Below are 20,371 nucleotides of genomic sequence, written 5' to 3'. Positions count from 1 at the left end.
ATGGCTCCCATGGGCCCTGGCCAGAAATTGAATCGACCGTCGCAGCCAAGACTGCGCGGCATGCGTTGTGTGAGGAGAGTCTGAATGAGCCAAGTGTTGGATGATCTGGTTGACCTGTTGACGCTGGAACCGATCGAAGAAAACCTGTTCCGTGGCCGCAGCCAGGACCTGGGTTTTCGTCAGCTGTTCGGCGGTCAGGTAATCGGTCAGTCCCTGTCGGCGGCCAGTCAGACGGTCGAAGAAGCGCGCCATGTGCATTCGATGCACGGTTATTTCCTGCGTCCGGGCGATTCCGCGTTGCCAGTGGTTTATCAGGTTGATCGGGTACGCGACGGCGGCAGCTTCAGCACGCGTAGGGTGACGGCGATTCAGAAAGGCAACCCAATCTTCACCTGCAGCGCCTCCTTTCAGTACGACGAAGAAGGCTTCGAGCATCAGGCCGAGATGCCGATTGTGGTCGGCCCGGAAAACCTGCCGTCGGAACTGGAACTCACCCAGCAGCGTGCGCACCTGATTCCCGAGCACATGCGCGAAAAATTTCTGTGCCCCAAACCGATCGAGTTCCGACCGATCACCGAGAAAGATCCCTACAACCCGCAGCCGTCCGACCCGGTCAAATACGTCTGGTTTCGCGCCGACGGTACGTTGGCTGACTCTCCGGCGCTGCACAAATACTTGCTGGCGTACGCCTCGGACTTCGGTTTGCTGACCACCTCAATGCAGCCCCATGGCAAGTCGGTCTGGCAGAAAGACATGCAGGTCGCCAGCCTCGATCACGCGCTGTGGTTCCACGCGGACCTGCGTGCCGATGACTGGTTGCTGTATGCGATGGACAGTCCGTGGGCCGGCAATTCCCGTGGCTTCTCCCGCGGCAGCGTGTTCAACCGCGCTGGGCAACTGGTGGCCTCGGTCACGCAGGAAGGCCTGATTCGCCACCGCAAGGATTGGGCATGAGCCTGGCCGAGGTGCGGCACTGGGTGTTCGACATGGACGGCACCCTGACGGTGGCTGTGCATGATTTCGCGGCAATTCGCGTGGCGCTGGCGATCCCGGCCGAAGACGACATCCTGACCCACCTCGCCGCGCTCCCGGCCGATGAAGCTGCGGCCAAACATGCGTGGTTGCTGGAACACGAACGAGACCTGGCGTTGGGTTCGACAGCGGCACCGGGCGCGGTGGAACTGGTGCGTGAGTTGGCCGGACGCGGTTATCGCCTGGGCATTCTCACCCGCAATGCTCGCGAACTGGCGCATGTGACGCTGGAGGCAATCGGTCTGGCCGACTGCTTCGCGGTGGAAGATGTGCTGGGTCGTGATGAAGCGCCGCCGAAACCACATCCAGGTGGTTTGTTAAAGTTGGCACAGGCCTGGAATGTACCGGCCAGTGAGATGGTGATGGTCGGTGATTACCGCTTTGATCTGGATTGCGGTCGGGCGGCGGGGACGCGGACGGTGTTGGTGAACCTGTCCGATAATCCGTGGCCTGAGTTAACGGATTGGCATGCCGCCGATTGCGTGGCGTTGCGGCAGATGTTGTCGGTTTGAGGCGTCATCACTGACCGAACAACGCCTTCTGCCCCTCAGGCGAGTTGAACATTCCATCACCATCATGCCCGACCCCAGGCACTTCGATCAGTTGCTGACTCAGTCCTTGAGGATGCAGCCGTTTCAGATAAGCAAAATAATTGCGCCCGCGAATCAATCGATTGGCTCCCTGAGCTTGGGCCTCACAGCTTTTATCCAGCGCCGGTTGCTTCGGGTCGCTGTCCTGCTGCCCGAGTAGATATACGACATCGCGTTTGACGTAGTTTTCCTTCAGCTGCGCGGGTGTTTGCCCATCAGCGTAGGCAGGGAGATCCGCCAGCCCGTACTTCCAGCGATTGAAATTCGGGCAGCCGGCATGGCTGAACGCCACCGGCCGTCGTTCATCGAAGTACGCATAAGAAGACGGGTTGGCAATGACGTAACGCACCTGTATGTCGGCCGCCTTGAGCGCTGGCTGATCGTGACCCAGCAATGCATATCGCTGCACCACCTGAGCGCCACCGGAGTGACCGGCGATGACGATTTGCTTCACGTCCGGAAACTGTCGGCGATCGCCGATTCGGGCGATGATTTCGTCGAGCGCAGCGTAGGAACTCAGGGAAAACGGAGCGGTGGATAAACCGCCAACCATCCAGTCATTGCCCTGCCAGCGCAATACGCTGTCAGCCACGGGATGAAGCGCGACGTCGGTTTCATTGAGAAATTGCGGGGCGATCACCAAGGTGGTCGCGCTTTGCCCGGCCTGCTCGGCCGCGTGCTCGGCGCTCTGGCGATAGGTTTGGGCATTGCGCAATCGACCATGGATGATGATCAGCACGCGTTCGATTTTCGTCGGCGCCGGGCCGATGCCCACCGCAATTTCACCTGAAGTCAACAGCAGGCGTCCGGGGCTGACCTCCTTGACCGCGTGCTCGGCAGCCTGGGCGCTTGCGCAGGTGATCAGTAGAGCTAACAGCCACTTATTCATTTATAGGTTTTTCGCTGCAAAGGTATCGCACTGGCCGACCTGGCCTTGCGCAAATCCGGTTTTGAACCAGCGCACCCTTTGCGCCGACGTACCATGAGTAAACGAGTCCGGGACCACGCGCCCTTGACCTTGCTCCTGCAAACGGTCATCGCCGATGGCGTTGGCGGCGTTCAAGGCTTCTTCGATGTCACCGGGTTCCAGCCAGTTCAGACGCTTCTGCGCATTGTTGGCCCAGACCCCGGCCAGGCAATCGGCTTGAAGTTCCTGGCGCACCAGCAAACCGCCGTCGCCTTCCATCTGCTGGCCCTGTTGGCGGGCCGTCTGAATCTTCGCCGAAACACCGAGCAAGGTCTGCACATGGTGTCCGATTTCGTGAGCGATCACGTAGGCCTGAGCGAAGTCGCCAGCAGCTGAAAAGCGTTGGGACATTTCCTGGAAGAAACTCATGTCCAGGTAGACCTTCTGATCCGCCGGGCAATAGAACGGGCCGGTCGCCGATGTTGCCAGGCCACAAGCCGAATTGACGCGGCTACTGAACAGCACCAGGGTCGGTTCCTTATATTGACGACCCGCCTGCTGGAAAATCTGATTCCAGGTGTCTTCAGTATCGCCGAGGATCGAGCGCACGAACTCGGCCCCTTGATCATTGGCCGGCGGGGCCTTTTGGGTTTGCGAGGTGGTCGGCGCCGATTGCTCGCTCATCTGCCCGGTCAGTTGCCCGAGGATTTGCATCGGGTCCTGGCCGGTGATCCAGCCGATCCCGACGATCAAAATAATCGCCGTCAGGCTCAGGCCCTTGCCGCCACCGAAGCGCATCCCGCCACCACCTCCACGGGCATCGACCACGTTGTCGCTGCGTCGGCCTTTTTTCCATAGCATGTGGGAATCCTCTGATTGTCCGTGGGGATGAGTGTTGCTGCTGAGTGGGAGCGGCGCCAGTCCGGTCGTCCATCTTTTGTTGCGCGCAGGAGCCCTCCCGGCAACCTGTGGTGGATTGCCGGGAATACTCCAGACTCGTATTGAACACGGACAACCCATCTAATTCCTTCAGGCGATGAGTTTTTATCGGGCAGGCGACCGCCTGCGTCGGCGAGATTACTGGTCGAACGCATCCTTGAACGACACCAGGGTCTGATCGTGCGCGACAGGTCCCAGTCGGTGGTCGGCTTCGAGGAGAGCCTCGATCATGGCCGGCTCACCGAGCCGTTTGAAGGGCGGTTTTTCTTTGAAATTATCCAGCGCAAGAACGGCTATGCGGGATACGGTGCGGCCAACGTGGCGGTGCGACTGGCGGCCATGGCCAAATCCCGCAGTGGTGCCGTACGTCAGGCAAAGTTGTAGGGAAATCGTAAACACGGGTACAAACCGCCGCCGCGCGGCTTCCTTCACTGTGCGGCGCGGCCCATAATCGCCAGCCGTGCAGTGATGGCCGTGAGCCCGCAATGACAATAATTTCAGAACTCTTCCCAGCGCCCGACGAACCCATGGCCGAGCCCCGCAAGAGTCGCAAGAACAACCCGGAAAAGACCCGCGAGAACATCCTTCAAGAAGCCATTGTCGAGTTCGTGCAGCAGGGGCTTTCCGGCGCTCGCGTCGATGCGATCGCCGAACGTATTCACACCTCCAAACGCATGATCTATTACTACTTCGGCAGTAAGGAACAGCTCTACGTCGAGGCGCTGGAGAAGCTCTACGGCGATATCCGCAGCACCGAAAACCGCCTGCACCTGACCGAACTGGCGCCGGTGGAAGCGATTCGTCGGCTGGTTGAATTCACCTTCGACCACCATGATCGCAACGTCGACTTTGTGCGGATTGTCAGCATCGAAAACATTCACAACGCTGAATACGTGAAACGTTCCGATGCGATTAAGGCGATGAACAACACCATTCTCGATTCACTGGGCGAGATTTTGCGTCGGGGTGCTGAGAAAGGCGTGTTTCGCGCGGGACTTGAGCCGCTGGATGTGCACCTGCTGATCAGCTCGTTCTGCTTCTATCGCGTGTCGAACCGCCATACATTCGGTGAGATTTTTCAGATTGACTTGCCGGACGAAAGCATCAAGCAGCGTCATCGCGAGATGATCTGCGAGTCGGTTTTGCGGTATCTGCGGGCCTGATGTGCACGGAAAGGTGATGTTCAGGCCGGTGAAGTTCATGCGTTCGGCGGCTATCAACAGGTCGGGCAGGGCGCCGCTGTCGAGTTTCAACTGATCCAGATCGATCAGGCGATAGAGGTAACGCAAACCCTGTGGATCGCCTTCATGCTCGTGCAGCGCAGGGGTGCGGGAAGCCTGGATGCCGGCGCCGATCAGTCCGGCCAATACCGCGTTGTACTAAGCTTCGGGTTTTTAGCGAGGCAGATGTTCAACCAGAAAATCGATAAACGCCCTCAACCGCAGCGGCATATGGCGACTTTGCGGGTAGAGCAGGGTGAACGGCCGCGAGCGCCCGCCATAAGGCTTGAGTACCTCCACCAGCGAGCCATCGGCCAGGTCTTTTTCGACAATGAAGCGATAAGTCTGAAACAACCCTGCTCCATGTTTTGCCAGGGTCACGCCCCCCAGCACATCGTCGGAACAACTGAGGTTGCCCTCGGCCAGAATCTCTCGCGGCGCGCCATTATCGTTGAACAACCAGGCAATGCGTCGGCCGCTGCTGGGCAGTTCGTACTGAATGCATTCGTGCTGCTGAAGGTCATCCAGGGAGTGTGGGACGCCGGCATGTTTCAGATAATCGGGACTGGCAATCATCACCAATGCCGCATCCTCCAAGTGCCGGGCGATCAGGCCGGAATCCGGAATCGCCCGCACGCGGATCGCCATGTCATAGCCTTCGCCGACAAAATCAATATTGCGATTGCTGATGTGCGACTCGACCTTCACCGCGGGAAAGCGTGCCCGAAAAGCCGGCAGCAATGGCAGGATTCGGTGATGGGCATAGGTAGTGGGAATGCTGATGCGCAAAGTGCCGGAAGGCTGTTGCTGCTGGCCCATGACCTCGCGCTGAGCCTCGACCAGTTGCGCCAGCGCCTGGCGGCATTCCTCGTGATACCGCCGACCACTGTCGGTCAGTTTGACGCTGCGGGTGGTGCGGGCGAACAACCGCACGCCCAGGCGCTCTTCCATGCGCGATACCGAGCGGCTCACGGCTGCCGGCGTCACGCCAGCCACCAGCGCGGCGGCAGTAAAGCTGCCCGCCTCGGCGGCCAGACAAAACAGTTCGATGCTGCCCAACTGAAGATCGTCGAATTGTCGCTGCATGATTGATGACACCGGGGATCAAATGAAGTGCTTGATTTCGCCACTGTAGATGAAATCACCGAAGCGGTGCTTTACTTGACCAGCGCCGACTTCACCGCCGGCAAGTGGTCGGTCTTTTTTAATCACCGGACAGGAGAAACGTCATGCCTTTCGTCAGCGTACGTATTACCCGTGATGGCGTGACCCGGGAGCAGAAAGCCCAGGTCATCGCCGAAATCACCGACACCTTGAAGCGCGTCCTCGGCAAGCCTCCGGAGCTGACCCACATCGTGATCGAGGAGGTCGACACGGATAACTGGGGTTATGCCGGAATGACCACGACCGAGTATCGAAAAAATCAGCCTGGGTGATTGTGTGGCCAGCCAGGAAAGCCGTCTTCGTGACGGCTTTTTTGTGTATGCGGTGAAAGAATTGCTTACTTTTTTTCGCAGTAATCGGCAGGTTCGGCGCGACCTCGAAGGCTAGGCTTAGAAATCGAGCGATCTGCGCCAGTAGTCGGATTCTTCAAGGAAGGTCGAGTCTCAGTGCTCATTAACCTAACGGATGGGTTAGCATGAAAAGTATGCAGCTACAAAGGGTTTTGGATGGTGGTCATGTTGCGCGGCGAGCATTGTCCGCCTCACGTCCATGTAGACGCAGGTACATGGAGTGCGCGCTTCAAGTTCAGTTTCTGGCACAGCGGCGTTGAGCTCTGGGATGTCGTCCCGCTCTCGCGTCGACCACCTCTGGCGGTGCTGGAAGGTTTGCGTCAGACACTCAGGCAATCTACGTATTTGCGACGAGCCCGTGGCATTTGGTGGTGCAAATTGAAAACGGCCTGCCTCGATAATCAGTTATGGGACTGGCAGGCCAACGAAGTGGTGGTTTTGAAGAGGATGGCCAGCACGACTTACGTCATCGGCTCGGCTTACTACGAGCCAGAAGGGAACAAGACCCTGCTGACCCTGATGGGGGCACCGGAGGGCGTGGAGATCGAACTATGAAATCGATTAAGGCAAAAGTACAAGTGGATTGGCCAGTGACCGAAGAAGCACTGGACGAAGCGATCGAGCAGGGTGAACAGCGCCGCAACAGTGGTCTCAATGCGACGGCAGTGAGCTTTTTGGAACCGTGTCTGGCGGTCAGCTTCGAGGATGGCAGCGGTGTATTGCTGCCAGTGAAAAACTATCCGGAATTCGATGGTTTTGAGACCAAGGATTTCACCAACCTGATAGTCGGTTATGCGGGGACCGCCCTCTGTCATGACGATAAGGATTTGCACATCTCAATCGCCGGAATGATTTCGGCGAGTAAGCCGCTGATGGACATGGCTGCCTCAGTGATCGCCTCGCGCAATGGTCGCCAGAGCAGCGCTGCGAAATCTGCGGCCGCGCGGGCCAACGGCCGGAAGGGCGGGCGTCCGCGTAAAGCCGATATCGCCCTTTGAATACCCACAAAAAAGCCGTCGTTATGACGGCTGATTTGTTTCTGGCACCGGCAATCAACGCCGAGTCAACAACACCCCGGATTCCATGTGATGGGTCCATGGGAACTGGTCGAACATTGCGCATCGGGTGATGCGGTGAGTGTCGTGCAGTTGGGCGATGTTGGCCGCCAGGGTTTCCGGGTTGCAGGAAATATAGAGGATGTTGTCGAAGCGGCGGGTCAACTCGCAGGTGTCCGGGTCCATACCGGCGCGAGGCGGATCGACGAAGACACTACCGAACTCGTAGCTCTTCAGATCGATGCCGTGCAGACGACGGAACGGACGAACTTCGTTCAGGGCTTCTGTCAGTTCCTCGGCGGACAAACGCACCAACGTGACGTTATCCACAGCGTTTTCGCTCAGATTGCTCAACGCTGCGTTAACCGAGGCCTTGCTGATTTCGGTGGCCAGTACTTTGCGCACGCGCGTCGCAAGGGGCAGGGTGAAGTTGCCGTTGCCGCAATACAGCTCCAGCAAATCGTCGGAGCGATCACCGAGTGAGTCGTAAGCCCAGTTGAGCATGTTCTGGTTCACGGTGCCGTTGGGCTGGGTGAACGCGCCTTCCGGCTGGCGGTAGCTGAAGGTGCGACCGCCGACGTCCATCTGTTCGACCACGTAATCGTGACCGATCACTTCGCGTTTGCCCTTGGAACGGCCGATGATGCTGACGTTCAGATCGGCGGCCAGTTTCGAGGCCGCCGCGTGCCAGTGCTCGTCCAGAGGGCGGTGATAGCACAGCGTGATCATCGCATCGCCGGCCAACGTGGTCAGGAACTCCACCTGAAACAGCTTGTGGCTCAAGGCCGCGCTCGCTTGCCACGCCGCCTTCAGCTGCGGCATCAACTGATTGATACGCAGGCTTGCGATCGGGAACGCTTCGATCAGGATCGGTGTGCGTTTATCTTCCTGGGAAAACATCGCGTAGTGACGCTCGCCGGCTTCGCGCCACAAGCGGAATTCGGCGCGCAGGCGGAAATTTTGCAGCGGTGAGTCAAACACTGCAGGTTCTGGCGCACCGAACGGGGCCAGCAGGTCACGCAGGCGCGTGACCTTATCTTCGAGCTGAACAGCGTAAGCCTGGGAATCAAAAGTCATGCGTTGAACCAACCCAGCTTGATCACGAACAGAATCGACAGAATCACCAGCGCCGAGTTGAGCTCACGGGCGCGGCCGGACAGCAATTTGATCGCGGTCCAGGAGATGAAACCGAAGGCGATGCCGTTGGCGATGGAATAAGTGAACGGCATGGCCAGGGTGGTGACCACGACCGGTGCGGCGACGGTGATGTCGTCCCAGTCTATTTCGGCCAGACCGGATGTCATCAATACTGCGACGAACAGCAGTGCAGGCGCGGTAGCAAAGGCTGGAACGCTGGCCGCCAATGGCGAGAAAAACAGCGCCAACAGGAACAGAATCGCCACGACAACGGCGGTCAGGCCGGTGCGGCCACCGGCACTCACGCCGGCGGCGGATTCGATGTAACTGGTGGTGGTCGAGGTGCCCAGCAGCGAACCGGCCATGGCCGCTGTACTATCTGCGATCAGGGCGCGACCCATTTTCGGCATATGACCGTCCTTGCCCATCAGGCCGGCGCGCTTGGCGACGCCGATCAGGGTGCCGGAGTTGTCGAACAGATCGACGAACAGGAAGGCGAAAATCACGCTGACCAGCCCGATGTCCAAGGCACCTTTGATGTCCAGTTGCAGGAACGTCGGGGCCAACGACGGCGGCATCGACATTACGCCGCCGAACGGGGTGAAGCCCATCACGATCGAGGCGATGGTCACCGCCAGAATGCCGATCAGTACCGCGCCGCGCACTTTAAGCGCTTCAAGTGCCACGATCAGGGCAAAGCCGAGGGTCGCGAGGATCGGGGCCGGTTGTTTCAGATCGCCGAGGCCGACCATGGTTGCCGGGTTGCTCACCACGATGCCCGCGTTATGCAGGGCGATCAGCGCCAGGAACAGGCCGATCCCGGCGGCAATCGCCGAACGCAGCGGCAACGGGATGCTGTTGATGATCCATTCGCGGATGCGGAAGATCGACAGCAGGAAAAACAGCACCGCCGAGATGAACACCGCCCCAAGCGCCACTTGCCAGGTATGGCCCATGTGCAGGACCACGGTGTAGGTAAAGAAGGCGTTCAGGCCCATGCCCGGCGCGAGGGCGATCGGGTAGTTGGCGATCAGGCCCATCACCGTGGAGCCGATGGCGGCGGCCAGACACGTGGCGACGAACACCGCGCCCTTGTCCATGCCGGTCTCGCCGAGAATGCTCGGGTTGACGAACAGAATGTAGGCCATGGCCAAAAAGGTCGTGACGCCCGCCAGAATCTCGGTTCGCACGTTGGTGTTGTGTGCCTTGAGTTGAAACAGCCTTTCCAGCATGTCTGCTCCCCGTGGCGCGCCCGGCGCCGTGAATGTATCGACCTCAACAGCAAAGCACAGACCGCTGCAGGCGCCTGGTCATTTTCTGTGAGTCGGAAAAAGCCGCGCATCATACCAGCAGCGTGGGGCTATGGCTGCTTATGGCTGCGATCGTCGTCGATGTTTTGCGCTAAAGCGAAGTGAGCCATACTGCGCGCTGGTTTTGGGGGTACTTATGTATTGCATGAATAGACGTCTGATTGCCGTATTCGCAGTGTCGATCGCCTTGTTCCTGGGGGCACACACCGCCTCGGCTGCATCGGCGGCGCCGTTGAGTCAGGTGAAGGTACTCAAGGTCGAGTCGCCGGTCTGCGGTTTTGAAGACATCGCGCCGGGGCAGGAGAAAACACGCTGCGATCACAGTGGACCGAACATCAGAATCTACGTGCTGGAAGTCGGCTACGGCCGCGGGGCACATGTCGGGCTGGATGGTTTTGAGGTGAACGGCACCCGAACCCCGGTCTGTGCTTTTGATAATGGCAACCTGACTGAGTGCACCGTCGGGAGAAAAACCGTCGGCTATTTGTATGTCTTCGATCTGGCCGGTAAGCAAGAAGGTACTTTTACCTTCAGCAACACGTCGATCAACGCGCCAGGCAACACGATGTCCACGCAGCTTTACATCAAGTAAATGGCAGGCTTGAACCACGGGCTGGAAAGCTGACTACGCTTTAAAGATCATCCTGTGGATTGCGCCCATGACCTTTAGAGCTCTGATTACCCTCGCCGAGGGCATCGATGACCTGCAATCAGTGACCCTGATTGATGTGTTGCGCCGCGCCAAGGTTGAACTGGTGGTGGCCAGCATCGAGCGACGGCGCATGCTCACCTGCGCACGCGGCACCCGAGTGACGTCCGATGCGATGCTGGTGGACGTGCTGGCCCAGACGTTCGACCTGATTGTCCTGCCCGGCGGTGCCGTGGGGGCACAACATCTGGCGGCCCATCAACCCCTGCAACAATTGCTCAAGGATCAGGCCGCGGCCGGGCGTCTGTTCGCCGGCATCGCCGAGGCCCCGGCGCTGGCGCTGCAAGCCTTTGGCGTACTGCGTCAGCGGCGCATGACCTGCCTGCCATCGGCCAGCCATCAATTGTTGGGCTGCAACTTCGTCGATCAACCGGTGGTGGTCGATGGCAACTGCATCACCGCGCAGGGTTCAGGGGCAGTGTTGCAATTTGCCCTGACGCTGGTGGAACAACTCTGCGGTAAGGCCACGCGAGCGGCGGTGGCGGGGGAGTTGGTGGTGTAGCGCCGCGCCACAAATCAATTCCCTTGAACGCTCACTACACCCCGAAGTCGTACCCTTATGACGGCGGTTTGCCAAAACGCCGCGAACGTACGATCAACCGTGAGGTGTTTATGAGCGCTACGACTCCCGATGCTGCGCAGCCGTCATTCGTCCGCCATCCGCTAGGCCTGAACCTCAACGGTCAGGCGTGTCAGCTTGAGGTTTTGCCCTGGACCACGTTGCTGGACTTGCTGCGTGAGCAACTGGACCTGATCGGTACGAAAAAAGGTTGCGATCACGGCCAGTGTGGCGCCTGCACGGTATTGCTCAACGGCAAACGAGTGAATGCCTGCCTGACGCTGGCGGTGATGTGCGACGGTGCTCAATTGACCACGATCGAAGGCTTGGCCAATGGTGACGAGCTGCACCCGATGCAGCAGGCCTTTATCAAGCACGATGCCTTTCAATGCGGGTACTGCACGCCCGGTCAGATCTGCTCGGCGGTCGGGCTTGTCAACGAAGGACGGGCGCAAACCACCGAGCAGATTCAGGAGTTGATGAGCGGCAATCTTTGCCGCTGCGGTGCCTACAGCAATATCCGCGATGCCATCGAAGAGGCCCTGCCTGCCTGCCGTCAACGTACCGGGCAAGGAGGTGGCCAATGAACCCTTTTCATTACAGCAAGCCCGATTCGGTGCAGGATGCGGTTCATCTCGCCGGCCCGGCGTCGCGGTTCATTGCCGGCGGTACGAATCTGCTGGATTTGATGAAGGAAAATGTCACCCGCCCCGAGCATTTGATCGACATCACTGGCCTGCCGTTGCGTGAGGTCACTGAAACAACCAAGGGTGGGCTGATGATCGGCGCTCTGGTCAGCAACGCGGACCTGGCCTGGCACCCGCTGATCGAACAGCGCTATCCGCTGTTGTCCCAGGCAATCCTGGCCGGCGCCTCGCCGCAACTGCGCAATATGGCCAGCACTGGCGGCAACTTGCTGCAACGCACTCGTTGCTACTACTTCTATGACGCCAATGTGCCGTGCAACAAACGCGAACCTGGGAGCGGTTGTCCGGCGCGGGACGGCCTGAACCGAATCCACGCCATCTTCGGCGCCAGTGCGCAGTGCGTCGCCACGCACCCCTCCGACATGTGTGTGGCCTTGGCTGCTCTGGAGGCCCTGGTCCATGTGCAAAGTCGCGGTGGAGCGCGGGTTATCGAGTTCGCCGATTTCCACCGTTTGCCTGGCGATGCTCCAGAGCGCGACAACCAACTGGCCGACGATGAACTGATCACCGCCATCGAGTTGCCCGCCACGGGTTTCGCCGCGCACAGCCATTACCTGAAGATCCGTGATCGCGCGTCTTATGCTTTTGCATTGGTCTCGGTGGCTGCGGCGCTCGACATGACCGGGCCGATCATTCGCGAGGCGCGGCTGGTCCTCGGCGGCGTGGCACACAAACCCTGGCGCGACAAGGCGGTGGAGAGCTGGCTGGCCGGTAAGGCGGTCAGCCACGAAACCTTCAGCGCCGCCGCCGATGCCCTGCTGCAAAACGCCGAACCTCTCGAACACAACGCTTTTAAAGTCAAACTGGCGCGCCGGGCCATCATCCGCGCGCTGAGCGATGCCGCGCTGGGAGGGCAAGCGTCATGAATACTGACACTAAGCCAATGGGGCAGCCGCTGGATCGCGTCGACGGTCAGCTCAAAGTGACCGGTCGGGCTCGTTATGCCGCAGAGTTTCCCGAGGAAGGGCTGCTTCACGGTAGCGTGGTTTCCAGTCGTATCGCCTGCGGTCGGGTGATTCGCATAGATGCCTCCCAGGCCTTGGCGCTGCCTGGCGTGGTCGCGGTGATCGATCACACGAGCCGGCCGAAAGTCGCCAGTTATGACAAAGACTATGAAGACGCCGACTCGGCCGAAGGCTCGCCGTTTCGCCCGTTGTACAACGACCGGGTCCTGTTCAACGGTCAGCCATTGGCCTTGATCGTTGCCGACAATCTTGAGTTGGCGCGGTATGCCGGCTCGCTGGTCGTGATCGAATATGAAGCCGAATCTCATCAGACCGATTTGCTGGCCCTGCAAGGCGAAGCCCATCCGGCACCCGCCGAACTCCCCAAACCCCGTGGGAATTTTCAAGCTGAATTTGTCGGCGCGGCCATCAGCCTGGATCTGAACTACAGCACGCCGATCGAACACCACAACCCGATGGAACCTCACGCCAGTACGGTGCTGTATCAGGCCGATGGCTGTTTGCATATCCACGACAAGACTCAAGGCACGCAGAACTGTCAGTCGTACGTGCAAAAGGTCTTCGGTCTGGATAAAGAGCGCGTGCGGATTTTTGCCGCTTATGTCGGCGGCGCATTCGGCTCTGGCCTGCGCCCGCAGTATCAATTGCCCCTGGCGGTGATGGCGGCACTGGCGCTCAAGCGCTCGGTGCGCGTGACCCTGACACGTCAGCAGATGTTCACGTTCGGCTATCGGCCACGCACCTTGCAGCGTCTGCAATTGGGCGCGGCCGCCGGCGGCCGCTTGCTGGCGGTCGCTCATACCGCCATCGGCCAGACCTCGCGTTTCGAAGATTTCACCGAGCATGTCGTCGAGTGGAGCGGCATGCTCTATCACTGCGACAACGTACAGCTGAACTACAAATTATTACCCTTGGACGTTTTCACGCCATTGGACATGCGTGCCCCCGGCGCAGCGCTGGGGTTGATCGGCCTCGAATGTGCGATGGACGAACTGGCCTGCGCGTTGGCGATCGACCCGGTGCAACTGCGCTTGATCAACTATGCCGAGCTCAATCAGAACGAAGACAAACCGTATTCCAGCAAGGCGCTGCGCGAGTGTTATGCCCAAGGCGCGAAACGCTTCGGCTGGGAAAAACGCACTGCCGAGCCCCGCAGCATGCGCCAGGGCCGGCAGTTGGTCGGTTGGGGCATGGCCGGCGGTGTCTGGGAGGCGATGCAACAGAAGGCCAGCGCCAAGGCCAGTCTCGATCACAACGGCAAACTGACAGTCAGCAGCGCGACGACAGACATCGGCACTGGAACCTACACGGTGATGACGCAAATCGCCGCCCAGGCGTCGGGCGTTTCGATGAAGGATGTCACCTTTGTTCTCGGCGATTCTTCATTACCGACCGCGCCGTTGCAGGGCGGTTCGTTCACTGTTTCGTCGGTAGGCACCGCAGTCCAGCAGGCCTGCGAGGCATTAAAGGAAAAGTTGCTCGCCGTAGCGCGGCAGACGCAACCGGCATTCAGTGGCGTGACCTCGGAGCAGGCGGTTTTCGAAAACGGCCAACTGTCCTGCGGCGAAGCGCGGGTATCGCTGGCTGACCTGGCCCGGGACAGCAACGAAGAAACGCTCGATGTTCAGGTGGACGCCGAGCCCGACAAAAAACGCGAAGCCTACGCCACTGCGACTCATTCGGCGGTGTTCGTCGAGGTATTAGTGGACGAGGATTTGGGGACGGTGAAGGTCCGTCGGGTGGTCAGCGCTATCGCCGCGGGGCGAGTGGTCAACCCGAAAATGGCTCGTAGCCAGATCCTTGGCGGTGTGGTCTGGGGCATCGGCATGGCGTTACACGAAGAAACACAAACTGACCATGCGCTGGGTCGTCATATGAACCACAGCCTGGCCGAGTATCACATTCCGGTCAACGCCGACATTGGCGACATTGATGTGCTGTTTGTCGAAGAACACGATGAGATCGTCAACGCCCTGGGTTCCAAGGGCGTGGGTGAAATCGGTATCGTCGGGGTCGCGGCGGCGGTGGCCAATGCCATTTATCACGCCACCGGAAAGCGGGTGCGGGACTTCCCCATCACCCTGGACAAACTCCTTTAGACCCTGGCTTCTTCCACTGGCACATGCATTCGATCGCGGTTGGCCAGGGTCGGGAACAGTTTGATCCAGGCCTCAGTCATCACCAATATGCCGATACCGCACACCGGCAGCAACGCCGTGGCGCCACCGAGCAGGACGGCAAACAGGTCCAGCGAAATCGCCCCAAGAATGTCCGGGCGACTGCGAATGAAACGAATGCCCGCCAGCAACGAGTCCAAGGTGGCCTTGCCCTTGTTCAACGGTGTCTGCCGTGCAGGCAGGTTGAAAAGTTGTAGGGTCGGGAAATTTCGTTAGCTAGACACCGATATGCCTGGCCCAGTGAGGCAACCTGTCACGCGGCAAAAGACCACACCGTCCATCGTCAAAAATGGGACTACTCTTTTAACGTTGCTTGATCCAGATCAAGACCGTTCGTGGAAATGATCCGCAGGCCAGTTGGCCAGACTCCCTACGTTGTGATGTTTGTAAAAAAAGAACGAATTCAAATTCGCCACACTCCATATCCGTGGGGGCAGTGGGTGTAGGCCACAAGCCTTCAGCCGGTATTACCTGACAGAGGAAGACTTATGTTCGGTTTGGAGGCACTTGATCTTGCCCGGATTCAGTTCGCGTTCACCATTTCGTTTCACATTCTATTTCCCGCCATCACCATTGGCCTGGCGAGTTACCTGGCGGTGCTCGAAGGCCTGTGGCTGAAAACCCATAACGACACGTACCGCGATCTGTACCACTTCTGGTCGAAGATCTTTGCCGTCAACTTCGGCATGGGCGTGGTCTCCGGGCTCGTCATGGCCTATCAGTTCGGCACCAACTGGAGCCGCTTCTCGGACTTCGCCGGCTCCGTGACCGGGCCGTTGCTGACGTACGAAGTACTCACGGCGTTCTTCCTCGAAGCCGGTTTCCTCGGCGTCATGCTGTTCGGTTGGAACAAGGTCGGGCGCAATCTGCACTTCTTCGCCACGGTCATGGTGGCCATCGGCACGCTGATCTCGACCTTCTGGATTCTCGCCTCCAACAGCTGGATGCAGACCCCTCAGGGCTACGAAATCGTCAATGGCCAGGTCATTCCGGTGGACTGGCTGGCGGTGATCTTCAACCCGTCGTTTCCTTACCGTCTGTTGCACATGTCGACGGCGGCGTTCGTCGCGACCGCCTTCTTCGTCGGTTCCTCGGCGGCTTGGCATTTGCTGCGCGGCAAGGACAACCCGGCGATCCGCACCATGCTCTCGATGGCCATGTGGATGGCGTTGATCGTGGCGCCAATTCAGGCCGTCATCGGTGACTTCCACGGGCTGAATACGCTTGAGCATCAGCCAGCGAAAATCGCCGCGATTGAAGGCCACTGGGAAAACGTCGGTGATGAACCGACTCCGCTGATTCTGTTCGGCTGGCCGGACATGAAAGCCGAGAAGACTAGATTCGCCGTCGAAATTCCGTACCTGGGCAGCCTGATCCTCACGCACTCGCTGGACAAACAGGTGCCGGCGCTCAAGGACTTCCCGCCTGAAGACCGGCCGAATTCGACCATCGTGTTCTGGTCGTTCCGGATCATGGTCGGCCTGGGTTTGCTGATGATTTTCACCGGTTTGTGGAGCCTGTGGCTGCGCAAGAGCGACAAGCTCTATACCTCGCGGCCGTTCCTGTACCTGGCGTTGTGGATGGGCCCTTCCGGCCTGATCGCGATACTTGCCGGTTGGTTCACCACTGAAATCGGCCGTCAGCCCTGGGTAGTTTACGGTCTGATGCGTACGGCGGATGCGTCGTCCAATCACAGCTTCATGCAGATGAGCATCACGCTGATTCTGTTCGTGGTGGTGTATTTCGCGCTGTTCGGTGCCGGTCTGGGCTACATGATGCGCCTGGTGCGCAAAGGGCCGAAGATCGACGAAGGCAAGGAAACGCCCGAGGGCGGTCCAGGCAAGAAACGCACACCGGCCCGGCCGCTGTCCGCCGCCGATGACAACGGTGACGGCGACCACAGCCCCAGCCTGAACAAGGAGATTTGAATCATGGGTATTGATCTTCCGCTGATCTGGGCCGTGATCATCATCTTCGGCATCATGATGTACGTGGTCATGGACGGTTTCGATCTGGGGATCGGGATTCTCTTCCCGTTCATTCCGGGAAAAACCGATCGTGACGTCATGATGAACACCGTCGCGCCGGTCTGGGACGGTAACGAAACCTGGCTGGTACTGGGCGGTGCAGCGTTGTTCGGTGCCTTCCCGCTGGCGTATTCGGTGGTGCTCTCGGCGTTGTACCTGCCGCTGATCTTTATGCTGATCGGGCTGATCTTCCGCGGCGTGGCCTTCGAGTTCCGCTTCAAGGCCAAGGACGACAAGCGCCATCTCTGGGACAAGGCGTTTATCGGTGGCTCAATCGCCGCCACCTTCTTCCAGGGTGTGGCATTGGGTGCGTTCATTGATGGGTTGCCGGTGGTTAACCGTCAATTTGCCGGTGGCTCACTGGATTGGCTGACGCCGTTCACGATGTTCTGCGGCGCGGCGCTGGTGGTGGCTTATGCGCTGCTCGGATGTACCTGGCTGATCATGAAAACCGAAGGCAAGTTGCAGGAGCAGATGCATGACCTGGCTCGGCCACTGGCTTTCGTGGTGCTGGCCGTGATCGGTATCGTCAGCATCTGGACCCCGCTGACCCACGCCGAGATTGCCGCTCGCTGGTTCACCCTGCCGAACCTGTACTGGTTCCTGCCGGTACCGATTCTGGTGCTGGTGACCATGTACGGTCTGATCCGCGCGGTGGCTCGCAATGCGCACTACACGCCATTCCTGCTGACCCTGGTGCTGATCTTCCTCGGCTACAGTGGTCTGGGTATCAGCCTGTGGCCAAACATCGTGCCGCCGTCGATCTCGATCTGGGACGCTGCCGCACCGCCGCAAAGTCAGGGTTTCATGCTGGTGGGCACGTTGTTCATCATCCCGTTCATCCTGGGTTACACCTTCTGGAGTTACTACGTGTTCCGCGGCAAGGTCACCCACGAAGATGGTTACCACTAAACACGCGACAGCGGCGCAGTGCTGATGCCTGCGCCCTTTCAGAGGAGATTGCGATGATGGCGGGTAAACATTCCTTGCAGGAAATCGAAGCAGCAGAGAAAAAGCCGCTCTGGCAGCGACTTGGCTGGCTGGCGATGATCTGGACCGGCAGCGTTGTGGCGCTGTTCATCGTAGCCAGCCTGATGCGCATGTTCATGAATGCCGCGGGCCTGACGACCCATTGATTTTTTGACACGTGGTCCCATCCCGTTGCCTTGCGGCACGGATTTACAACCCTCCCGATGGAGGGTTTTTTTTAACCGTCATTTGCGGGCTTTAAGGATCACGAACTTGGGTGTGGCCGCCACTTGCTCGACGCCGCGGAACAACCGCGCGAGCTTGCTGTGATAACCCAGATGACGGTTGCCGACGATGTACAGCGCGCCGCCTACCACCAGAGCATCTCGGGCTTGCTGGAACATGCGCCAGGCAAGGAAGTCGCCGACGACTTGTTGTTGGTGAAACGGTGGATTGCACAGCACCACGTCCAGGGACTGAGGCTCCTGACCCGCCAATCCATCGTCGGCACGTACAACCACTTCCCGGTCACCCAGCGCCGCGCGCCAGTTTTCGGCGGCCGATTGCACGGCCATGAACGACTCGTCCACCATCGTGTAATGGGCCTCAGGGTTTTGCAAAGCGCTGGCGATGGCCAAAACCCCGTTACCGCAACCGAGGTCGGCGACCCGCGCCGAGCCGAGGTTCTTTGGCAGGTGCGGTAAAAACGCTCGCGTGCCGATATCCAGCCCTTCGCGGCAGAACACATTGGCGTGATTGAGCAGTTCGATCTCAGGCGAGTCGAGTCGATAACGAGTCGGGTAGGGGGACACGACGGGCGCTTTGGCCTCAGCGGTCGCGATCAATAGCCGAGCCTTCTTCACCGCCAACGAGGCTTGCACCGGGCCTATGTAGCGTTCCAGCAGATCGCCCGCGGCTCGGGGTAAATGCTTGATCATCGCGGCAGCAATCACCTGAGCACCCGGCGCGAGTTGGCCCTGTAGGCGAATCAATTGCTCTTCCAGCAAGGCGAGGGTTTTCGGGACCCGGATCAGTACCCGGTCAAAGGGGCCTGAAATGGCTTCGCTGGCCGGTACGCTCGGCACCGCATCAAACGCCTGGCCGTTACGGACCAGATTCTTTTCCAGCCCCTGAAAGGCCAGGAAGGAGTCGCCGCTGCTGGTCACTTGAACCTTGCCCACCAGGCTGGCGGCCAATGCGCCAAAACTGTCGTTGAGTACCAGAATCCGAGTGTCGGCCGAGGGCTGTTGGTCAGCCAGATGGTTGAGCAGGTATTCGTCTGCGGCATCAAACGCCTGCAGCGGTTCGTTCTGCTGGTCGGGCTGGCGGATCAGGTCAAGTCGGGCGAAGGGTGTTTCGAGCAAGGGCATGAGGCGGGCTCTGGGTAATCAACAGGGGGCATCAACGGGTGTCCCGCGCCCTGGGGGCGTTGTAGCGGGCGAGACCGACCGAGTGTACTGCGTCGTGAAGGTTCACACGTCATCACTCAAGAAGGACCGCAAATGGTACGTTTTTTTCTTTTGGATTACTTGCAGGTTTTTTGGGTCAACGTATCGCGCTGGTGTTGAGGAAACCTTCCTTGGTGGCGGCGAGCACTGCCGAAATCTTGTTAAAGACCCCCAATTTCAGAATCGCGCTTTGCACATGAAAATTGACCGTGCGTGCACTGAGGTTGAGGATTATCGCACTCTCATACGCAGTCTTACCCACAGCCGCCAGTTTCAATACATCGATTTCGCGGGGGGTCAAATGCGTTGCACAGGGCTTCGCAGCTTTCTTGGGCAGTGTCTGCGCGATCAACGCATGAAGATGGCGCCCGATGAACACTGAAAAACCGAGATTTTCGTACAGCTCAAACGCAGTGATCGGGCAATGGCTTCTGGCCAGGCTCAGAATGCTGCAATGATCGCTTTCCTCGTCATGGATGGATTGTGACCAGCCGTGCTGCAATCCTTGTGTTTCGAGCGCGTCCCATAACCACGGGGTTTTGGAAAACAGTTCTTCACTCCAAAGAACAGGCAATCTGGAGTGATTGCAGTGAGCCACTACTGGATCTATCGCGCTGAATTTTTTTTGTTCATATTCAATGTTCCAGTCTGTAGGGTAGTTATTGAGCTGAACAGTATTAAACTGGTCAGCTTTTGTTTGGTATGTTGTTGAAAAGGCGAAAAATTTAAAACCTATATTTTTCGCGAATCCAAGTGAAATCCGGTAGGCAGCATCAATCTCCGTTGCACGCGCTAATTGGTTGAGCTGTGACTCCTTCCACCTCTCCATCTGGTCTCTCCGTTTGTGAAATTGCCTGGGGGCTGTTGGATCCAATCCGGCACGAGGCGAGTGTAGGATGATTCCTACATAAGTGTTGAGAATTTTTCGCGTTGCTTGCGTTTGTTAAACAAGTTTCTGGTTCTAACGTTTAGCGGCACGGCATGGATAGCAGGATGTCGGTGCTTAATTTCATTGGCTTTGTAATTGTGAGTTAACTGAAGGGTTAGTATTAAATCGTTTATATGAAGTTATTAAGAATATGGGTGCTTGGTTAAAGCCACTACAA

21 protein-coding genes and 3 pseudogenes are annotated in these 20,371 nt (G+C 58.7%); 15 read left to right on the top strand and 9 right to left on the bottom strand.

What is annotated here, in order from left to right:
- Positions 1-84: 84 nt before the first annotated feature.
- Both tesB and ACYZTU_RS25200 read left to right on the top strand, forming a co-directional pair.
- Positions 85-954, top strand: coding sequence for an acyl-CoA thioesterase II (tesB, locus tag ACYZTU_RS25205; RefSeq protein WP_461966365.1), 870 nt, complete (start codon positions 85-87; stop codon positions 952-954).
- Positions 951-1,544: an HAD family hydrolase gene (locus ACYZTU_RS25200; protein ID WP_461966363.1), complete on the top strand. Its 594-nt coding sequence runs from the start codon at positions 951-953 to the stop codon at positions 1,542-1,544. Before tesB ends, ACYZTU_RS25200 begins: the two co-directional genes overlap by 4 nt.
- A 7-nt stretch (positions 1,545-1,551) precedes the next feature.
- Here the strand turns inward: ACYZTU_RS25200 and ACYZTU_RS25195 are convergent, their stop codons facing one another.
- Both ACYZTU_RS25195 and ypfJ read right to left on the bottom strand, forming a co-directional pair.
- The gene (locus ACYZTU_RS25195; RefSeq protein ID WP_461966361.1) at positions 1,552-2,511 is read right to left on the bottom strand and encodes an alpha/beta hydrolase; all 960 of its coding nucleotides are present in this window, start codon (positions 2,509-2,511) and stop codon (positions 1,552-1,554) included.
- On the bottom strand, positions 2,512-3,390 hold the full coding sequence (gene ypfJ / locus ACYZTU_RS25190) for a KPN_02809 family neutral zinc metallopeptidase (RefSeq protein ID WP_461966359.1): 879 nt from the start codon (positions 3,388-3,390) through the stop codon (positions 2,512-2,514). It abuts the gene before it with no gap.
- Between the two features lie 318 nt (positions 3,391-3,708).
- On the opposite strand from ypfJ, the pseudogene ACYZTU_RS25185 reads away from it, so the two are divergent.
- Both ACYZTU_RS25185 and ACYZTU_RS25180 read left to right on the top strand, forming a co-directional pair.
- A pseudogene (locus ACYZTU_RS25185) lies at positions 3,709-3,852 on the top strand (hypothetical protein); the annotation flags it as partial.
- A gap of 101 nt (positions 3,853-3,953) precedes the next feature.
- Entirely contained in the window at positions 3,954-4,631 is a 678-nt protein-coding gene (locus ACYZTU_RS25180) for a TetR/AcrR family transcriptional regulator (protein ID WP_461966357.1), read from the top strand.
- Positions 4,632-4,634: 3 nt separating this feature from the next.
- Here ACYZTU_RS25180 and ACYZTU_RS25175 read toward each other — a convergent pair.
- Both ACYZTU_RS25175 and ACYZTU_RS25170 read right to left on the bottom strand, forming a co-directional pair.
- Positions 4,635-4,835 (bottom strand): annotated as a pseudogene (locus ACYZTU_RS25175) (shikimate dehydrogenase); the annotation flags it as partial.
- Between the two features lie 27 nt (positions 4,836-4,862).
- Positions 4,863-5,774, bottom strand: a complete 912-nt coding sequence (locus ACYZTU_RS25170; RefSeq protein WP_461966355.1) for a LysR family transcriptional regulator — start codon at positions 5,772-5,774, stop codon at positions 4,863-4,865.
- 143 nt (positions 5,775-5,917) lie between these two features.
- Between ACYZTU_RS25170 and ACYZTU_RS25165 the strand changes: the two genes are divergently transcribed.
- The 3 genes from ACYZTU_RS25165 to ACYZTU_RS25155 all read left to right on the top strand — a co-directional run bounded on the left by ACYZTU_RS25165 (position 5,918) and on the right by ACYZTU_RS25155 (position 7,200).
- Positions 5,918-6,124: a tautomerase family protein gene (locus ACYZTU_RS25165; RefSeq protein WP_461966353.1), complete on the top strand. Its 207-nt coding sequence runs from the start codon at positions 5,918-5,920 to the stop codon at positions 6,122-6,124.
- Between the two features lie 243 nt (positions 6,125-6,367).
- Positions 6,368-6,757 (top strand): DUF4160 domain-containing protein, encoded by a 390-nt coding sequence (locus tag ACYZTU_RS25160; RefSeq protein ID WP_461966351.1) that lies wholly within the window; start codon positions 6,368-6,370, stop codon positions 6,755-6,757.
- Positions 6,754-7,200 carry a DUF2442 domain-containing protein gene (locus tag ACYZTU_RS25155; RefSeq protein WP_461966349.1) on the top strand — a complete coding sequence of 149 codons (447 nt, stop codon included), beginning with the start codon at positions 6,754-6,756 and terminating at the stop codon, positions 7,198-7,200. Before ACYZTU_RS25160 ends, ACYZTU_RS25155 begins: the two co-directional genes overlap by 4 nt.
- 54 nt (positions 7,201-7,254) lie before the next feature.
- Here ACYZTU_RS25155 and trmA read toward each other — a convergent pair whose 3' ends face one another.
- Together trmA and ACYZTU_RS25145 are read right to left on the bottom strand one after the other, a co-directional pair.
- Positions 7,255-8,334 carry a tRNA (uridine(54)-C5)-methyltransferase TrmA gene (gene trmA, locus ACYZTU_RS25150; RefSeq protein ID WP_461966347.1) on the bottom strand — a complete coding sequence of 360 codons (1,080 nt, stop codon included), beginning with the start codon at positions 8,332-8,334 and terminating at the stop codon, positions 7,255-7,257.
- The gene (locus ACYZTU_RS25145; RefSeq protein WP_461966345.1) at positions 8,331-9,626 is read right to left on the bottom strand and encodes an NCS2 family permease; all 1,296 of its coding nucleotides are present in this window, start codon (positions 9,624-9,626) and stop codon (positions 8,331-8,333) included. Before ACYZTU_RS25145 ends, trmA begins: the two co-directional genes overlap by 4 nt.
- Positions 9,627-9,840: 214 nt before the next feature.
- Between ACYZTU_RS25145 and ACYZTU_RS25140 the strand changes: the two genes are divergently transcribed.
- The 5 genes from ACYZTU_RS25140 to ACYZTU_RS25120 all read left to right on the top strand — a co-directional run bounded on the left by ACYZTU_RS25140 (position 9,841) and on the right by ACYZTU_RS25120 (position 14,743).
- Positions 9,841-10,296, top strand: a complete 456-nt coding sequence (locus tag ACYZTU_RS25140) for a DUF4879 domain-containing protein (protein WP_461966343.1) — start codon at positions 9,841-9,843, stop codon at positions 10,294-10,296.
- A 67-nt stretch (positions 10,297-10,363) separates the two neighbouring features.
- Complete coding sequence (locus ACYZTU_RS25135) at positions 10,364-10,915, top strand: DJ-1 family glyoxalase III (RefSeq protein WP_449645980.1); 552 nt, start codon at positions 10,364-10,366, stop codon at positions 10,913-10,915.
- Positions 10,916-11,025: 110 nt separating this feature from the next.
- Positions 11,026-11,559 (top strand): (2Fe-2S)-binding protein, encoded by a 534-nt coding sequence (locus ACYZTU_RS25130; protein WP_461966341.1) that lies wholly within the window; start codon positions 11,026-11,028, stop codon positions 11,557-11,559.
- Positions 11,556-12,545, top strand: coding sequence for an FAD binding domain-containing protein (locus tag ACYZTU_RS25125; protein ID WP_461966339.1), 990 nt, complete (start codon positions 11,556-11,558; stop codon positions 12,543-12,545). Before ACYZTU_RS25130 ends, ACYZTU_RS25125 begins: the two co-directional genes overlap by 4 nt.
- Positions 12,542-14,743 carry a xanthine dehydrogenase family protein molybdopterin-binding subunit gene (locus ACYZTU_RS25120; RefSeq protein ID WP_461966337.1) on the top strand — a complete coding sequence of 734 codons (2,202 nt, stop codon included), beginning with the start codon at positions 12,542-12,544 and terminating at the stop codon, positions 14,741-14,743. The genes ACYZTU_RS25125 and ACYZTU_RS25120 overlap by 4 nt, the downstream gene beginning before the upstream one ends.
- A 65-nt stretch (positions 14,744-14,808) precedes the next feature.
- Here the strand turns inward: ACYZTU_RS25120 and ACYZTU_RS25115 are convergent.
- Positions 14,809-15,006: pseudogene (locus ACYZTU_RS25115) on the bottom strand (MFS transporter); the annotation flags it as partial.
- A 303-nt stretch (positions 15,007-15,309) separates the two neighbouring features.
- Between ACYZTU_RS25115 and ACYZTU_RS25110 the strand changes: the two are divergent.
- From ACYZTU_RS25110 to ACYZTU_RS25100, 3 genes are read left to right on the top strand one after another with little or no spacing between them, the layout of a single operon-like run.
- A complete protein-coding gene (locus tag ACYZTU_RS25110; RefSeq protein ID WP_461966335.1) occupies positions 15,310-16,749 on the top strand; it encodes a cytochrome ubiquinol oxidase subunit I in 1,440 nt (479 codons plus the stop codon).
- 3 nt (positions 16,750-16,752) lie between these two features.
- Positions 16,753-17,760 (top strand): cytochrome d ubiquinol oxidase subunit II, encoded by a 1,008-nt coding sequence (cydB, locus tag ACYZTU_RS25105; RefSeq protein ID WP_461966333.1) that lies wholly within the window; start codon positions 16,753-16,755, stop codon positions 17,758-17,760.
- Between the two features lie 56 nt (positions 17,761-17,816).
- Positions 17,817-17,984 carry a DUF2474 domain-containing protein gene (locus tag ACYZTU_RS25100; protein ID WP_074880353.1) on the top strand — a complete coding sequence of 56 codons (168 nt, stop codon included), beginning with the start codon at positions 17,817-17,819 and terminating at the stop codon, positions 17,982-17,984.
- 78 nt (positions 17,985-18,062) lie between these two features.
- Here the strand turns inward: ACYZTU_RS25100 and ACYZTU_RS25095 are convergent, their stop codons facing one another.
- The gene (locus ACYZTU_RS25095; RefSeq protein ID WP_461966331.1) at positions 18,063-19,187 is read right to left on the bottom strand and encodes a methyltransferase; all 1,125 of its coding nucleotides are present in this window, start codon (positions 19,185-19,187) and stop codon (positions 18,063-18,065) included.
- Positions 19,188-19,362: 175 nt separating this feature from the next.
- On the bottom strand, positions 19,363-20,094 hold the full coding sequence (locus tag ACYZTU_RS25090; RefSeq protein WP_461966329.1) for a helix-turn-helix transcriptional regulator: 732 nt from the start codon (positions 20,092-20,094) through the stop codon (positions 19,363-19,365).
- Positions 20,095-20,371: the final 277 nt, after the last annotated feature.

Source organism: Pseudomonas sp. HLT2-19-2, assembly GCF_054898005.1.
This window is presented reverse-complemented; position numbering and strand designations above follow the sequence as displayed.

Coding starts and splice junctions, on each gene's coding strand:
- ACYZTU_RS25165 (WP_461966353.1), top strand. CDS start 5,918: ATGCCTTTCGTCAGCGTACGTATTACCCGTGATGGCGTGACCCGGGAG.
- ACYZTU_RS25125 (WP_461966339.1), top strand. CDS start 11,556: ATGAACCCTTTTCATTACAGCAAGCCCGATTCGGTGCAGGATGCGGTT.
- ACYZTU_RS25140 (WP_461966343.1), top strand. CDS start 9,841: ATGTATTGCATGAATAGACGTCTGATTGCCGTATTCGCAGTGTCGATC.
- ACYZTU_RS25110 (WP_461966335.1), top strand. CDS start 15,310: ATGTTCGGTTTGGAGGCACTTGATCTTGCCCGGATTCAGTTCGCGTTC.
- ACYZTU_RS25195 (WP_461966361.1), bottom strand. CDS start 2,511: ATGAATAAGTGGCTGTTAGCTCTACTGATCACCTGCGCAAGCGCCCAG.
- ACYZTU_RS25090 (WP_461966329.1), bottom strand. CDS start 20,094: ATGGAGAGGTGGAAGGAGTCACAGCTCAACCAATTAGCGCGTGCAACG.
- ACYZTU_RS25095 (WP_461966331.1), bottom strand. CDS start 19,187: ATGCCCTTGCTCGAAACACCCTTCGCCCGACTTGACCTGATCCGCCAG.
- ACYZTU_RS25100 (WP_074880353.1), top strand. CDS start 17,817: ATGGCGGGTAAACATTCCTTGCAGGAAATCGAAGCAGCAGAGAAAAAG.
- tesB (WP_461966365.1), top strand. CDS start 85: ATGAGCCAAGTGTTGGATGATCTGGTTGACCTGTTGACGCTGGAACCG.
- ACYZTU_RS25135 (WP_449645980.1), top strand. CDS start 10,364: ATGACCTTTAGAGCTCTGATTACCCTCGCCGAGGGCATCGATGACCTG.
- ACYZTU_RS25145 (WP_461966345.1), bottom strand. CDS start 9,626: ATGCTGGAAAGGCTGTTTCAACTCAAGGCACACAACACCAACGTGCGA.
- ypfJ (WP_461966359.1), bottom strand. CDS start 3,390: ATGCTATGGAAAAAAGGCCGACGCAGCGACAACGTGGTCGATGCCCGT.
- ACYZTU_RS25130 (WP_461966341.1), top strand. CDS start 11,026: ATGAGCGCTACGACTCCCGATGCTGCGCAGCCGTCATTCGTCCGCCAT.
- ACYZTU_RS25120 (WP_461966337.1), top strand. CDS start 12,542: ATGAATACTGACACTAAGCCAATGGGGCAGCCGCTGGATCGCGTCGAC.
- trmA (WP_461966347.1), bottom strand. CDS start 8,334: ATGACTTTTGATTCCCAGGCTTACGCTGTTCAGCTCGAAGATAAGGTC.
- cydB (WP_461966333.1), top strand. CDS start 16,753: ATGGGTATTGATCTTCCGCTGATCTGGGCCGTGATCATCATCTTCGGC.
- ACYZTU_RS25170 (WP_461966355.1), bottom strand. CDS start 5,774: ATGCAGCGACAATTCGACGATCTTCAGTTGGGCAGCATCGAACTGTTT.
- ACYZTU_RS25155 (WP_461966349.1), top strand. CDS start 6,754: ATGAAATCGATTAAGGCAAAAGTACAAGTGGATTGGCCAGTGACCGAA.
- ACYZTU_RS25160 (WP_461966351.1), top strand. CDS start 6,368: ATGTTGCGCGGCGAGCATTGTCCGCCTCACGTCCATGTAGACGCAGGT.
- ACYZTU_RS25200 (WP_461966363.1), top strand. CDS start 951: ATGAGCCTGGCCGAGGTGCGGCACTGGGTGTTCGACATGGACGGCACC.
- ACYZTU_RS25180 (WP_461966357.1), top strand. CDS start 3,954: ATGACAATAATTTCAGAACTCTTCCCAGCGCCCGACGAACCCATGGCC.